The 14798-nt window shown below is 41.9% G+C and carries 12 protein-coding genes; 10 read left to right on the top strand and 2 right to left on the bottom strand.

What is annotated here, in order from left to right; genetic code table 11:
• Positions 1–136: 136 nt before the first annotated feature.
• Positions 137–1036 carry a right-handed parallel beta-helix repeat-containing protein gene (locus tag GGD38_RS07155; protein WP_375298696.1) on the bottom strand — a complete coding sequence of 300 codons (900 nt, stop codon included), beginning with the start codon at positions 1034–1036 and terminating at the stop codon, positions 137–139.
• Positions 1037–1216: 180 nt separating this feature from the next.
• On the bottom strand, positions 1217–1750 hold the full coding sequence (locus GGD38_RS07150) for a DinB family protein (RefSeq protein ID WP_375298697.1): 534 nt from the start codon (positions 1748–1750) through the stop codon (positions 1217–1219).
• Between the two features lie 353 nt (positions 1751–2103).
• On the opposite strand from GGD38_RS07150, the gene GGD38_RS07145 reads away from it, so the two are divergent.
• The 10 genes from GGD38_RS07145 to GGD38_RS07100 all read left to right on the top strand — a co-directional run bounded on the left by GGD38_RS07145 (position 2104) and on the right by GGD38_RS07100 (position 14760).
• Positions 2104–2829 carry a hypothetical protein gene (locus GGD38_RS07145; protein ID WP_375298698.1) on the top strand — a complete coding sequence of 242 codons (726 nt, stop codon included), beginning with the start codon at positions 2104–2106 and terminating at the stop codon, positions 2827–2829.
• Between the two features lie 528 nt (positions 2830–3357).
• Positions 3358–4479, top strand: a complete 1122-nt coding sequence (locus tag GGD38_RS07140; protein WP_375298699.1) for a mannose-1-phosphate guanylyltransferase — start codon at positions 3358–3360, stop codon at positions 4477–4479.
• Between the two features lie 328 nt (positions 4480–4807).
• Complete coding sequence (locus GGD38_RS07135; protein ID WP_375303784.1) at positions 4808–5548, top strand: polysaccharide biosynthesis/export family protein; 741 nt, start codon at positions 4808–4810, stop codon at positions 5546–5548.
• 23 nt (positions 5549–5571) lie between these two features.
• Positions 5572–7986, top strand: coding sequence for a GumC family protein (locus GGD38_RS07130; RefSeq protein ID WP_375298701.1), 2415 nt, complete (start codon positions 5572–5574; stop codon positions 7984–7986).
• Between the two features lie 185 nt (positions 7987–8171).
• On the top strand, positions 8172–8717 hold the full coding sequence (locus tag GGD38_RS07125; RefSeq protein ID WP_375298702.1) for a UpxY family transcription antiterminator: 546 nt from the start codon (positions 8172–8174) through the stop codon (positions 8715–8717).
• Complete coding sequence (locus GGD38_RS07120; RefSeq protein ID WP_375298703.1) at positions 8701–9645, top strand: GDP-L-fucose synthase family protein; 945 nt, start codon at positions 8701–8703, stop codon at positions 9643–9645. The genes GGD38_RS07125 and GGD38_RS07120 overlap by 17 nt, the downstream gene beginning before the upstream one ends.
• Positions 9646–9745: 100 nt before the next feature.
• Complete coding sequence (gmd, locus tag GGD38_RS07115) at positions 9746–10843, top strand: GDP-mannose 4,6-dehydratase (RefSeq protein WP_375298704.1); 1098 nt, start codon at positions 9746–9748, stop codon at positions 10841–10843.
• Positions 10844–10860: 17 nt separating this feature from the next.
• Positions 10861–12174 (top strand): O-antigen ligase family protein, encoded by a 1314-nt coding sequence (locus GGD38_RS07110; RefSeq protein ID WP_375298705.1) that lies wholly within the window; start codon positions 10861–10863, stop codon positions 12172–12174.
• The gene (locus GGD38_RS07105) at positions 12146–13603 is read left to right on the top strand and encodes an oligosaccharide flippase family protein (protein ID WP_375298706.1); all 1458 of its coding nucleotides are present in this window, start codon (positions 12146–12148) and stop codon (positions 13601–13603) included. Before GGD38_RS07110 ends, GGD38_RS07105 begins: the two co-directional genes overlap by 29 nt.
• Positions 13600–14760 carry a glycosyltransferase family 4 protein gene (locus GGD38_RS07100; RefSeq protein ID WP_375298707.1) on the top strand — a complete coding sequence of 387 codons (1161 nt, stop codon included), beginning with the start codon at positions 13600–13602 and terminating at the stop codon, positions 14758–14760. The genes GGD38_RS07105 and GGD38_RS07100 overlap by 4 nt, the downstream gene beginning before the upstream one ends.
• Positions 14761–14798 lie beyond the last annotated feature (38 nt).

Genomic DNA, 14798 nt, shown 5'->3' with positions numbered 1-14798 from the left:
TTTCACGTTTGCCGTTTTACGATTCGCGAGGCTTTAAAATTCGGGTTCATTGCCGATTGCCGATTCACGATTGCCGCTTTATAAAAAAAATGAATCCCACAATTGTGAGATTCATTAGATCATCCTTAACTGATAGCTAGTATATCCGCGTAAAAGATCCTGAGCCGTTTCCTGAGGCGGTGCTTCCGGTTATGGTAATATGACCGGTATTGCCATTGCCATCGTAACCCCAGGCTTTGTTGTTATTTGCTACACAATAGGTAACGGTATGGGGCACGTTCTGACCAGCGCTGCCCAGTTTAAATCCATTACCATCGCCATTGCTGCCATAACCATGATTAGTGGCGGTGCATTTGGTAATGGTAACAGAAGAAGGTTGTCCGTACAGGTCCCAGCCATCATCGGAGTTGTGGTTGGCAGTGCAGCTTTCAAATTTGTTGCCGCCGCCGCCCGATAATTTGCAGGCGAAACCATCGGCATTTTCGCCGCCATTGGCTACGTCGTAGTTTTCATTGCTTTTGCAACTAAGTACATAATTGTTGCTCGAGCTGTTGTAGATCTGAATACCCGAATCCTTGTTGCCGGTAGTGGTTACATTATATACATAATTGTAAGCGCCGTACTGGAAAACAAGTCCGCAATCGGGTGCATTTTTAATGACCATGTTGGTGATGTTCCAATAGCTGCCGTTGCATTTTACACCCCAGCCCGATGAAATGCCCGAGCAATCGAGCGTACCGCCGGTAAAATTGATCTTTGAACCGGAGGTGCCGCTGTTCAGCAACTGCAGCGTACTGGTTAATTTAATAGTGCCGCTTATGGTAATGATATCGCCGGCCTTTGCATTGGCAATGGCAGTTTTCAATGCCGCCTCGGTACTAACGGTAGTGTTTACAGCATTCACAATGGTTTGTTCGTTTGCCGATTGAAGGGCTGTTGAAGATGAAGAGGAGCCTGTGGCAGGTTGTTCGGTAACTTTTAAACAACTGGCAAAAAGAAGCACTAGCGCCGCCAGGGCGCTGATTTGTTTTTTCATACTTTAAGGCAATTTAATCGTTAAAAAAAAGGTTCTTTCTAAATTTAGCACTTGTGCTACTTAGTTAGAATCTGCATTTAACAATAATTTATGCAATCGTTACCGGTAACGATTGCAACATGAACCGCCTTATGATATTAATAGTAAAAACCACATTTATGAGTACCTGCCTGCATCTTGTTAGAATTCCTTGCCATCAATATTATATAAGTTATAATCAGTCATAGGTGCATCGGTGAAGCCAAGGCTACGGCCGATGGTGACCACCTGGCCGCGGTGATAAGTGCTGTGATTGGCATAATGCATAATATATTCGAAGTTGCTGAAATCGCACTGGAACCAGGGGCTTTCAATAAGGGTTTTGGCCTGCACATCATCATGGGTCATATCATTGATATAATGGCATAGTTCGGCTGAAGTATTTAGCAATGCTTTAAATGTATCTTCTACACTGCCATTGAATTCATCATATGTCTTTTGCTCCTCTTTTTTAAGGATAGATAACCAGTACCGCTCGGTTTGCCAAATATGCAGCAGTGTAAGCTTTATGCTGGGGAAACTGCTTGGAACCGTTTGCTCCAGCAGGGCCGTGGGTTTGGTCTTTAACCAGTTCACCAGGGTTGTATTGGCCCACAGGTTATAATTTGCATAGTTCTTTATCAAATAGGCTATGGCAGTGTCTTTTGTAAGGGAAGCGATGTGTTGAGTTGTCATGGTAGTTGTATTTATTTTACAAAGAAAATGGCGGCTAGTGACAACAGTATGTCAGTAGTTAATGTGATAATGTGATAATTTGCTAATGAGATAATGGAATACACCCAAAAGCCAAAAGCCAAAAGCCAAAAGACAAAAGCCAAAAGCCAAAAGCCAAAAGCCAAAAGCCAAAAGCGAATACAAACCCGAAACCTGCAACCTGCAACCTGAAACCTGCAACCTGTAACCTGAAACGTGCAACGTGCAACCTGCAACCTGCAACCTGTAACTCAAAAATGCAGGCCCTGGTACCAGGTAACCGGTAACTTTTATATTTAAAAAATGTATTTTATCTTCGGGCCAATACAATATCTATGAGATCCACTGCATTGCTCCTGGTGTCCCTGACGTTATTTATAGTTAATGGTTTTTCGCAGTCTGCAGAAGGGCTGGCGTTTGGGGACGATATTAAACAGTGGCTGAAGCCTGGCGACCACAAGGTTGAGCTAATGGGTATAAAGTCAACCGTGAACCCACGTGAAATGGAGCTTACTTCCAAGATCTTAAAGACAGCTGAAAAAAATGCCGCCTGGATCCGCGACTCAATGGATAAGGTAACTGACTCGGCGCTTATATTTGAAAAGTTTGGTATAACCAGGGCTGAGTATTATGAATTTGCCAATATGGATGGCAGCGGCAAAAAGCAGGAACTGGTTAAAACCGGCGACGAAACGCTGGTAATAAAACTCAAGAAGAATACCCTCACATTTAAAGGTACCGGCCGGTTAAAGGCCCTGGATTCACTTAAATTCAATTTGGTGTTAAACGAGCCTATCTATAATGGAAAGGAATTAGAGTTCACTGCCAAATCGGGTGCAGAAGATGCCAACAATCCATTTAAAGGTCCCTGGACGGGTTATCATTATAGTTTTGAGGAACTGGATGAAATAGAAGCCGACATGCAACACTTCTCTTCTACAAAGATCACCTTTGATGTTGGCAAACTGCAAAGCGGCAAAAGCGTCATCATGTATAGTCTTCTAAAAGTCAAAAACGGCAAACCCATACAAAACGCCACTGTTATTTGTCTTTTCGATTAGAACGATTAACACTAACATAACAATCAAAAATAATATTGGGGTAACAGTATCCTTTGCCTTCTTTTTGGTTACATATTACAAAAATATATGTAGGTTGAGTATTTTATTACACAAACTAATGGGTGTTTGTAGCCGGAAAGACAGAATTATTGCTGAAAATAATAAACCACAATTCCACACTTTTTGTTGAAAACTTTTCTTGAGCCTGCCGCCAATTGCGCCGAAAACGAATGTGGTATTGAGTAATATTCAATATGTAGTAAAATATATCTCTACTTTTTAATTGGGGAAGTCAGGTACAAGGCCCGCCATTTGCAATAACGCACTGGGATTCCATGCAAAATCAAAATCAGATCATGTAACAATTATAGGTTGGGGGAGAATGCTGATGCTGTTGAAAAGAATTGTAAGCATGATCAACTTCATGGGTATTTAGAAATTCCAAATTTAATTACGATTGCTGCTGCCAAAGGTTACAAATAGTAAAATGTTTGTAAGGGCGCTTATTGCTGAAACAAAACAAAACGTATGCAAAGATCAACTTATGTGGTTATTATGGCTGGCGGTGTGGGCTCACGCTTTTGGCCTGTAAGCAGAACAGATTATCCCAAACAATTCCTCGACATCCTGGGAACTGGCGAAACCCTGATCCAGCAAACATTCCGGCGTTTTGAAAAATTGGCTCCATTAGAAAATATTTATGTAGTTACTTCTACAGATTATGCGGGTATTGTAGAAAAGCAATTACCCATTCTTCCCAAAGAAAATATTTTAAGCGAACCTGAAAGAAAAAATACCGCTCCCTGTATTGCATATGCTTCATTCAAAATATTTCAAAAAGACGCCAATGCTTCTGTCATTGTAGCGCCTGCCGATCACCTGATCCTCGATCAGGCCGAGTTTGAAGCCGTTTGCAACCAGGCATTACAGTTTATAGATACACGCGAAGTATTGGTTACACTCGGTATTAAGCCTTCCTATGCCAATACCGGTTATGGATACATTCAATTCAATAAAGAAGAAGCTGGAGAACCTGGGGTACACAAGGTGACTATGTTCACTGAGAAACCCGATGCACAGCGCGCTGCTGCATTTGTAAGCAGTGGGGAATACCTGTGGAATTCGGGCATATTTGTGTGGAAGGCCCGTACAATTATAAGTTCAATTGAAAAATTTCTCCCTGGTCTGTATCAGTTCTTTAAAGAAAAAGACAGCTGGCTTGGAACAAGTTTTGAGAGATTGATGATCTCCGATATCTATGCTGTGTGCGATAACGTTTCAATAGACTTCGGAGTTATGGAAAAGGCCGACAACGTATATATAATACCTGCATCATTCAGGTGGAGCGATTTGGGAACATGGAACAGCGCCTGGGAGAATATGGGTAAAGATACATTGAACAATGCAGTTGCCGGTAATGGTGTGGTAGTTATAGATACAACGCAATGTGTGGTACATGCATCGGATGAAAAACTGGTTGTATTACAGGGATTGCAGAATTACATTGTTGTTGATACAACAGATGTACTGTTGATATGTCAGAAAGAAAAAGAACAGGATATTAAAACTTATGTGAGTGAAGTTAAAAAATTGAAAGGCGAACGTTACCTGTATTCTGTTAACAACTCCTTAAAGCACAAGACCGCCTGAGTTGAAGTGATTATTAAGTAATATATGTTTGTTTGCTGATAATCATTGGATAGTAGAACGAATTAAGTGCTTGCACAGAAAAATAATTTCAAATTTTGGTATTTAGTGCAAGCTTTTTGATACAATGTCCCCAACTAATAAAATCCATTCTATTAAAAGCCTCCTTGTCGTTGGTTTTTACATCCTGATCGTAGTGGCTATACATAAGTATAGTGTAGTGTAGCGTCGAATGCTTGTTTAGCAAAATAAATTATATATGGGTTATAGGAAAACTATGGCATGCCCTTATTGGTGGCAGGCTATAAAATATTTTAGCATTTTAATTTTAATGTTCGCGTTTGTATCATGCGTGAACACGAAAAAGGCAACTTATTTTTCAGACCAGAAAAATGGTTCTTTTGCTGCACCCACAATTCCAAAGCTGGTGATACAGCCAAACGATTTGCTAAGTATTTCAGTGAGCAGTTTAAACGCTGAAGCTTCAGCTGTTTTTAACCAGGCCAACAACAGTGGCGTTAACAATAATAATACATCAACCACTACAACTACAGCTACCGGCTTTTTGGTTGATGGCGCTGGTAATATTCAGTATCCTTTCCTGGGCCAGGTGCCGGTATCGGGTTTAACAAAGGAGGAATTGAAAGATAAACTTACCAAAGCGCTGGTTGACAAAAAGCTATTGGTTGATCCCATCTTAACAGTACGTTTTCTCAATTTCAAAGTAACGGTTTTAGGTGAGGTGGCACACCCTACAGTGGTTACAGTGCCCAGTGAACGTATTTCCCTGCTTGAGGCTATTGGTCTGGCAGGTGATCTTACTATCTATGCGCAACGCGATAATGTACTGGTGATACGGGATGAAAACGGTCAAAAAGTGACCCAACGCTTAAACCTTAATTCAACGGAATTATTCAGTTCCCCATATTTTTATTTGAAGTCGAATGATGTGGTGTATGTGGAACCAAATAAATCAAAAGTGGCCAGTACGGGGCGTTCCCAGGTATGGTTACCCATATTATTTAGTGCATTATCGCTCGGTGTAATTGTTGTAGATCGTTTAACAAGATAATTAGATAAACAAACTTATTTTTTATGCAAGTAACGCACAATAACGGACTGGAAATGGAGAGCAAGGAAACCAGTATAAGTCAGTTGTGGAGTAGATACGCTTCTTACTGGCCGTGGTTTGTATTTCTGTTGTTGCTGGCAGTAGGAGTGGCCGCCATGTATATGCGCTATTCCATTCCTCAATATGAATCCACAGCACGGTTATTAATTAAAGATGAAAAGAAAGGCGTAGAAGATTCCAAAGGGCTTGAATCGCTCAACCTGATCTCCACCAAGAAGATCCTTGAAAATGAGATGGAAGTGTTGCAGTCGCGCACGTTGGTAAAAGAAGTGGTAAATAACCTGCAACTATACGCGCCCATTTTTGAAGAAAGGAAAATCAATACCTGGTTGGAGGCAAACAAAAATGAAGTAACAAGCTGGGTGTCGAAAAAAGCGCCTGGCGGATTACCTGCATACACAACTTCGCCGGTGATCGTTAAAGTACAAAGCCCCGACAGTTTACGGGAGGTAAAGAAAGTATATTTTACCTATAATAAACCAGAGCAAAAGGTGATCATTGGCGCCGATAGCTTTCCTATAAAGGAGTGGGTACAAACACCCTATGGCACGCTGCAGTTTGCTCCTAATACGAGAATGGAGGATTCCACCTATACGCCGGCTGGTCAGTATTATTTCAGTTTGCAGCAACCCCGGAAAGTTATAGCAAACATCCAGGACCGCCTGGTTATTTCATCGGCCAGCAAATTATCATCTATATTAAATCTCACCATTCGCGATGAAGTGCCCCAGCGTGGTGAAGATATTTTAAATGAATTACTCACGGCCTACAATGTGGCCATGCTGAAAGATAAAAATACGTTGGCTGCCAACACTCTTCGTTTTGTGGAAGACAGGCTGAACCACGTATCGCGCGACCTTAGTGGAATAGAATCGAAGATCGAAAGATACAAATCATCACAGGAGGCGGTAGATGTAAGCGAACAGGGTAAACTGTTCCTTGAGAATGTAAGCGCCAACGACCAAAAGCTGAGCGAAATTGATATGAAGCTGGCTGTGCTCGACCAGGTTGAGCATTATGTAAAGCAAAAAGATAATAACAGCAGTATTGCGCCTTCTACTTTGGGAGTAAGCGATCCGGTATTATCGAATCTGCTTGATAAATTATACGAACTGGAACTGGAATATGAAAAGAAGAAAACAACTACCGGTGAAGGCAATCCGTTGCTGTCTTCGGTAGGCGATCAAATCAATCGTATAAAACCAGGCATCCTGGAGAATATTCAGAACCAACGGCGCGGACTGGTAGCCAGTAAATCGAACCTGGCTAATACAAACAGTTCCTATACCTCTGTTCTGCAAACCATTCCTAAAAAAGAACGTGATCTTATAGAGATCAGCCGTCAGCAAAGCACCATGCAAAGCATTTACGGCTTCCTTTTACAAAAGAAAGAGGAAACCGCATTGAGTTATGCTGCCAATGTTAGTGACAGCCGCGTGGTTGACCGTGCTTCTTCAACCGTGGCGCCGGTTAGTCCTAAAATGCCCATCGTTTTTGCCATTGCCATCATTGTGGCGCTGGCAATAGGGCTGGTATGGGTAACGCTGAAAGAACTGTTCAATCGTAAGATCATGTACCGTCAGGATATTGAACGCCTGACCAATCATCCCGTAATAGCAGAGATCTCTAACGATAAATCGAAGAACCCGATCGTTATTGGTGGGGTTAACAGCCGTTCGTTTGTTGCTGAGCAATTCCGCAAATTGCGTCAGGCCCTTAACTATCTCGGTGTAAATACTACCAATAAAAAAGTACTGATCACTTCGGGCATCTCAGGCGAGGGTAAAAGCTTTATTGCTACCAACCTGGCCCTGAGTATGTCGCTTACAGGTAAAAAAGTTGTGTTGCTTGAAATGGACCTGCATAGTCCGGCCATCAGCGATTACCTGAATATTAGTTCAGATGTTGGTATCTCCAGTTATTTGCTGGGCACCAGGGAGCCTGAAGAAATAATAAGACGCAGTGAAGTGAACGATAATTTATGGTTCATTCCTGCGGGACCATTGTCGGCAAACCCAACAGAGTTATTAACCTCCAGCCGTTTACAGGAGCTGCTCAATTATCTCGATGGCATCTTTGATTATATAATCATCGACAGCGCACCTGTTGGACCGGTTACTGATGCATACATTATCTCACCTTATTGCGATGCTACCTTATATATTGTACGGCACAAGCATACACCGAAAGTGCTGGTTGAGCAAATAGATAAGAACAGCAAAGTGAATATCTTGAAGAATATGGCTATTGTGTTTAACGGCATTCGTCCCCGTGGATTTGGTAAACATCATTACGGGTACGGATATGGTTATGGTGATGGCTATGCCTATAAAGAAAAAAGAAAGCAAAAGACCAAGACTTCGTTTAAACCTATATAAAATTAGTGTGAGAGTGAGCAACCCGCCAGTCCGATGAATAGTCGGGCGGCGGACCTCACCGGGTAGTTCGACCTCTTTATCTGCGCCTCTACAGTAGAAACTTTATTAAAAAATAAATTGCCGGTACAGTACCCTGTAACTGAGTTGGGCGGAGCCTGTTTTTTAACAAACAATAAAAGAAGCATATGGATACAACTAAGAAATGGTACGCTGTGTATACACGGCCTAGATGGGAGAAGAAGGTAGCCGATCTGCTGGTTAAAAAGCATATTGAGAATTATTGTCCATTGAATAAAGTAGTTCGTCAGTGGGCCGATAGAAAGAAACTTGTTTTGGAGCCATTATTTACATCCTATGTTTTTGTACATGCAGAACCAATGGAGCATTTGGCTATAAAGCAAACAGATGGTATAATGAATTTCGTTTACTGGCTGGGCCAGCCCGCTGTAATACGTGATGAAGAAATAGATGCTATTAAACAATTCCTCGATGAGTACCAAAATGTACAGCTCGAAAAAATAGATGTCAATTTACACGACCGGGTGCGCATTTCAAGCGGTCCGTTAATGGCACGCGAAGGCGATGTAATTGAAGTAAGGAACAAAACGGTAAAAGTGCAATTGCCTTCACTGGGTTATGCCATGACGGCCGAGGTGGAAAAGGGCAATGTGGAAATAATACCCATCACAACTTCATATACCAATAACTTTTATAATGCATTATTCAGATAAGATCTATGTGGCTGGCCACCGTGGTATGGTGGGCAGCGCTATTGTGAGAAAACTGGAGGTACTGGGTTTTGACAATATTATAACCCGTAGCTCACGCGAGCTCGACCTACGCAATCAGGAAGCTGTAGCCGAATTTTTTGAGACCGAACAGCCTGAGTATGTTTTTCTGGCTGCTGCTAAAGTAGGTGGTATTGTTGCCAACAATACCTGGCGCGCCGATTTTTTATACGATAACCTGATGATAGAAAGTAACGTCATTCACCAGGCTTATAAACATGGGGTGAAGAAACTGCTTTTTCTTGGATCATCATGTATTTATCCCAAGCTGGCGCCACAGCCGCTGAAAGAAGAATATTTATTATCGGGTTCGTTGGAACAAACCAATGAACCTTATGCAATAGCCAAGATCGCCGGTTTGAAATTGTGTGAGGCTTATCACGATCAGTATGGCTGCAATTTTATTTCGGCCATGCCCACCAACCTGTACGGTCCCAATGATAATTACGATCTGCAAAGCAGTCACGTGTTGCCTGCCCTGCTGCGCAAATTTCATGAAGCGAAAGAAAGCGGGTCATCACAGGTGGTGATTTGGGGTACCGGTTCTCCTTTGCGTGAATTTATGCACGCCGATGACCTGGCCGATGCCTGTGTTTACCTAATGAAACATTACAACGATAAGTTGCCGGTGAACGTGGGTGTTGGCGAAGACATCAGTATTATACAACTGGCCGAACTGATAAAGGAGCTGGTAGGTTACAAAGGCCGTATAGTGCTCGATGCCACCAAACCCGATGGCACCCCACGCAAGATCCTTGATGTAAGAAAGCTGCATTCGTTGGGATGGCGGCATAAGATCTCGCTCGAAGCAGGCTTGCGCCAGGTATATGAAGATTACAAATCAACCATACAAGTAAAATCAGTTGCATAATGAAATGTCCATGACAAAATTTTCATTATGAAATTCAAGCAATGAAAATTTTGTCATGGTAAGTTCCATCTGGCAAATGAAAAACAATTAATAATTTCAGATGAAAACAGCGTTAATAACCGGGGTTAATGGTCAGGACGGAGCGTACCTGGCGGAACTACTTTTAGAGAAAGGATATATGGTACATGGTATTAAACGGCGGTCATCGCTTATCAATACCGATCGTATAGATCATTTGTACCAGGATCCGCATGAGAAAAATGTTCGGTTCAAATTGCATTACGGCGATATGACCGATAGCACCAATCTGATACGCATCATTCAGGAAACTCAACCTGATGAAATATATAACCTGGCGGCTATGAGCCATGTAAAAGTGAGCTTCGATACTCCGGAATATACTGCCAATGCAGATGGTATTGGAACGCTGCGTTTACTGGAAGCCATCCGTATACTGGGGCTTGAAAAGAAAACGCGTATTTACCAGGCATCTACTTCCGAGCTATACGGGCTGGTGCAGGAAGTTCCGCAAAAGGAAACAACGCCATTCTATCCCCGCAGCCCATACGCTGTGGCAAAATTATATGCTTATTGGATCACCGTAAACTATCGCGAAGCATATAACATGTATGCCTGCAATGGTATTTTGTTCAACCACGAAAGTCCGTTGCGCGGCGAAACCTTTGTTACCCGCAAAATAACGCGTGCAGTGGCAGCTATTGCTTTAGGTATGCAGGATTGCCTCTTTCTCGGTAATCTGAATGCCCAACGCGATTGGGGACATGCAAAAGATTATGTAGAGGCTATGTGGCGCATACTGCAACAGGATGCACCGGAAGATTTTGTAATTGCCACCGGTACTACAACTGAAGTACGGGAGTTTGTAAGACTGGCATTTGCCGAACTGGGTATTGAAATAGATTTCAGGGGCGAAGGAATTAATGAACGCGGTTTTGTGACAGCCTGTAATAATGAAAATTATCAGTTGGAAATTGGCAAACAGGTGGTGGCGGTTGATGCTAATTATTTCCGCCCAACCGAAGTGGAGTTACTGATTGGCGATGCTACCAAAGCAAAAACAAAATTGGGCTGGGAGCCTAAATACGACCTCGGCATGTTGGTAAAAGAAATGGTGGAAAGCGATGTAAAAGAAATTGAAAAGGCCGGTAAAATACAATTTGAACATTTGATCAGTTGATCAAACTATTATAAGATATGAAATCACTGATGGTGGTATTGACCGCCGCAGCTATTTTGGTTTTCGTTGTTTTAGTATTGCTCAGCCGGCAACCAAGGCGTACATACCTGTTATACATGTTGTACGCCTTGCCGCTGATCGACTTTAAAATTACACCGTATCAATGGGGCAGCCTTACGTTGTTCGATGGGTTTTCCTATTTGCTATTGTTTTGGCGGTACAAAGATTTCTTAAGCATATATAAACCAAACCGGTTTTACTTCGGTGGTTTTTTAACGCTGATCTTTCTGTTGCTGCTGGGCAGTCTTACCTCTTCGTTCATCACCAATTCGCTGATCACCATTTTATCGGTATTCCCTGTTTTTATTTATGCCCGGCTATTGATAGTTGAGTGTATGCATGATAAACAGTTTATCAATAAAATGATAAAGGGTTTACAGTTTGCCTGTTTGTTCTCTATCGCCTTTCTGGTGGTGCAAATGATAGTGGGGTTAGATTTTAAATTGTATACCGAACTGAACCAGAATGTGCTCGATAGTAATGGTATCAGGTATCCCAGTTACTTTCACGATTCGCAGAAGTATGCCCAGTTCCTGGCCATGTTGAGCTTTTTATTCCTGATAAACAACAAGAATTTTAAACGGCCACAAGTGATCAACATCCTGATGTTCCTGTTGGTGGTAGTGGCTATGTTCTTAACAGGCGGCCGTTCTGCGTTCCTGGGTTTAAGTGCGGGCATGTTGTTCCTCCTGTTGTTTGCCGGGGTGCAGTATAAAAAGTACATCATTGTAGGTTGTTTGGCGGGTGGTATTGTGATCGCATTTTTTTCACAATCCCTGATCCTATTCAACCGTAAAGATGATTTCAATAATTCATTCGACTTCAGAGCTACCATTTGGCAGGAGGCCTATGGCATTTTTAAAAGCCATCCGTTCTTAGGGATCGGTATTGGTAACTATAAAGATTATGTATCCCGCTATTCGCAGGACCAATACCTGATACTTGAAAATGAGATCGTTTTTTTAGATCAGCCTGAGAATGGTTACTTAAAGATCCTTACTGAGTTTGGCGGACCGGGTTTTCTGGTGGTGTTCATCCTTATCATTGGTTCAATGGTTGGCGGGCTTCGCGCCTATATAAAAAAGCAAACCGATGCGCGGGTGTTAATGTTTATAGCGCCTGTCATTTGTTGGCTGGTATCCTTTATATCGCTCTACTCAATAACCGACCGCCGTAACCTCATCGTGCTGGTATGTTTAACTACATTCCTGATCTATTTATCAAATCGCTCAAAAATTATAAATGAAGAGCAAGCTGTTAAGCCTGTTTAGATCGCGGTTAATAAAAAACAGTTTCTGGGGCATTGCTGCCAATGGCCTGCAAAGCGTTTTGCTCAGTTTGTTTTTTGTGATTGTGGCGCGCAAATACACCACTGGTGAATTTGCTTTTTTTCTTATTGCCAATACTATCTACCAGTTTCTGGCGGCATTTTCAACGCTGGGGCTGGGGCAGTGGTTTACCCGCGAGCTGGTTGATGTGGAAGATAAACAGGAGCTGGTAAGCCGGTTCCTCAAGATCCAACTATACAGCGGATGTTTTTTTTACATATGTAACGTGGGAGTAGCCTTTCTGTTGTATAAAGAACCCTTGTTGCAATCACTGATCGTGTTGTTGGGAATCAATATTGTGTTTGATAATTTCATTTATGGTATTAAATGTTTGAATATAGCGGAGTTCAACCAGAATAAAACGTTTAAAATTCTGATCATTGACTCTGTGCTGAAATTTGCCATTGGTTGCCTGCTGTTTCTTTTTCCATTCTCCATCATGACATTATCGGTGCTGCTGATAATAGTACGGTTTATTACATTGAACTTTTTCCTCAGCGTTGGTTCTTCAAAGACCGTAAGCCTGCGTTCGTTGTGGAATTACAAACTGGCGTGGAGCGAAGTAAAGAAGATCGTATTTGCCAACTGGCCGTTTATTATCATTGGCAGCGTGTCAATAGCCTATTGGCGTATTTCAAATATCATTATCTCAAAAACATTGCCGCTGGCCGATGTGGCGCATTTTGAGATCTCCTTCAGGGTGTTTTCCATTGCGCAAATACTACCGCTCATCGTTTCCATGTCGGTTTTCCCCGGCCTGGTGCAACAGTTTAAAACAGGCATACTGCACGACTTTAGAAATTATTACAGCAAAGTATTCAATTACTATTTATTGTTCGGTCTGTTTTCATACACCTTTATTTATTCATTTGCCGATACCCTAATACCCTGGGCGTTTGGCAGTGCATATAATATAACGGGCGTTTACACCAAAGAAATGTTTCTGACGATCCTCATTTTTCCTACGGCTTTGTTGCAGGCAAATGTGTTAGTGGCCATGAATATGGAGCGGGCCGATATGTGGTTTAATGTGGTGAGCCTGGTGCTTAATATAATATTTTGCTTTACCGGCTTTCTGTTCGCAAAAAATCTTACAACGGTGAACCTGGCCATCTTCTTCTCCTTCCTGGTATTTCATATTTGTCAGGATGTACTGTTGGTGCGAAAAGGCATGATAACCATCGGGCATGTGTTGAAATTCTATGTATTGACCGGTTTACTTGTGGGCGCATATATCTTATTATCGTACAAGCTGCCACCAGTTGCATTATTTACAGGCTTCTGGTTGTTGGTGGCCCTTGCCTTTGTAAAATTCCCTGCAGCAAGCCTTCAATTAGCAGCCAATAGAAAACCCGAAAATAGTTTACCATGACAGTTGCATATTACGTGCAGGTTTGTTTTTTGGATGTTACCATTGAGTTGATCAATGTTTTAAAGAAGCATGTACAGTTGCATGTGTTGATAGAATTAACACCGCACGGCAAGAATATGACGGTGCTTGAAATTGATAATATTCCCCAAGGAAAAACGCTGGTAAAGCCTGAGGAAATATTGACCAAAAGGAGTTACGAACACCTAAAGCCTTATTTTGATGGTGCGGCCAGTGTGCATTTTGTGATCCATCCACATCGTACCGGTTTTTCATACAGCACCTTACAGGCTTCGGGCAATGTATGGCGATATATAAAACAGTTCAAACCAGATATAATACATTTTGAAACATTCGGTTTGCGGGCAATAGGCATGTTGCCTTATTTACGATCGGTTAAAAATGTGTGTATCTCCATTCATGATCCTGTTCCCCACACTGGGGAGAATACCTGGAAAGTAAGTTTGCCCCGTAAGTTTTTTTTCAATATGCCGGTGAAGAAACAATACCTGTTTTATTCACAGTTTGCTAAAAGGCAGTTTGAAGATCATTACAAAATATTGAAAGATGCCAGGCGGGTGCTGCATATGAGCCCATACAGTTTTCTGAATAATCTTGTGAATAAAGACGAAAGTGCAAAGAAACATATCTTATTCTTTGGCCGCCTGTCGCCCTATAAAGGAATAGATGACCTGTTGCTGGCGATGCCCGGAGTGTTTAATGAGTTTCCTGATGAAAAGCTGATCATCGCCGGCAAAGGTTATCCTGGTTTTGAAATTGATGAAGCGGTTCTTACAAAATATAAAAACAATATCACGCTTATTGACAGGCATATAGCTAACGATGAACTGGCCACGCTTATAAAGCAGGCGAAGTTTATTGTTTGTCCGTATAAAGACGCTACACAAAGCGGTGTGTTGATGACTGCATTTGGTTTGAACACGCCGGTAATTGCAACCAATGTGGGTTCTTTCCCCGAATTCATACAAGATAATGTGAACGGTTTACTCGTTCCGCCCAATGACCCCGGGAAATTAGCAGAAGGTATAAAGTTTGCATTACGCAATGATCATTATAAAGTGTGGGCATTAGGTATTGGTAATACAGAAGATTTGTGGAAAAGGAATACGAAGATATTGTTAGATGCTTATGCTTCTTAGTTGATAAGTTGAAAAGTTGATAGAGTTGATAAAGGATC

It is taken from the genome of Niastella sp. OAS944 (genome assembly GCA_024809215.1).
Taxonomy (GTDB): domain Bacteria; phylum Bacteroidota; class Bacteroidia; order Chitinophagales; family Chitinophagaceae; genus Niastella.
The sequence above is the reverse complement of the archived record's forward strand: the minus strand, read 5'-3'. Positions and strand labels throughout refer to the sequence as shown.

What these genes read in the sequence shown, in the direction of transcription:
- GGD38_RS07155 (WP_375298696.1), bottom strand. Translation starts at nt 1,036, where the DNA reads ATGAAAAAACAAATCAGCGCCCTGGCGGCGCTAGTGCTTCTTTTTGCC.
- GGD38_RS07150 (WP_375298697.1), bottom strand. Translation starts at nt 1,750, where the DNA reads ATGACAACTCAACACATCGCTTCCCTTACAAAAGACACTGCCATAGCC.
- GGD38_RS07145 (WP_375298698.1), top strand. Translation starts at nt 2,104, where the DNA reads ATGAGATCCACTGCATTGCTCCTGGTGTCCCTGACGTTATTTATAGTT.
- GGD38_RS07140 (WP_375298699.1), top strand. Translation starts at nt 3,358, where the DNA reads ATGCAAAGATCAACTTATGTGGTTATTATGGCTGGCGGTGTGGGCTCA.
- GGD38_RS07135 (WP_375303784.1), top strand. Translation starts at nt 4,808, where the DNA reads ATGTTCGCGTTTGTATCATGCGTGAACACGAAAAAGGCAACTTATTTT.
- GGD38_RS07130 (WP_375298701.1), top strand. Translation starts at nt 5,572, where the DNA reads ATGCAAGTAACGCACAATAACGGACTGGAAATGGAGAGCAAGGAAACC.
- GGD38_RS07125 (WP_375298702.1), top strand. Translation starts at nt 8,172, where the DNA reads ATGGATACAACTAAGAAATGGTACGCTGTGTATACACGGCCTAGATGG.
- GGD38_RS07120 (WP_375298703.1), top strand. Translation starts at nt 8,701, where the DNA reads ATGCATTATTCAGATAAGATCTATGTGGCTGGCCACCGTGGTATGGTG.
- gmd (WP_375298704.1), top strand. Translation starts at nt 9,746, where the DNA reads ATGAAAACAGCGTTAATAACCGGGGTTAATGGTCAGGACGGAGCGTAC.
- GGD38_RS07110 (WP_375298705.1), top strand. Translation starts at nt 10,861, where the DNA reads ATGAAATCACTGATGGTGGTATTGACCGCCGCAGCTATTTTGGTTTTC.
- GGD38_RS07105 (WP_375298706.1), top strand. Translation starts at nt 12,146, where the DNA reads ATGAAGAGCAAGCTGTTAAGCCTGTTTAGATCGCGGTTAATAAAAAAC.
- GGD38_RS07100 (WP_375298707.1), top strand. Translation starts at nt 13,600, where the DNA reads ATGACAGTTGCATATTACGTGCAGGTTTGTTTTTTGGATGTTACCATT.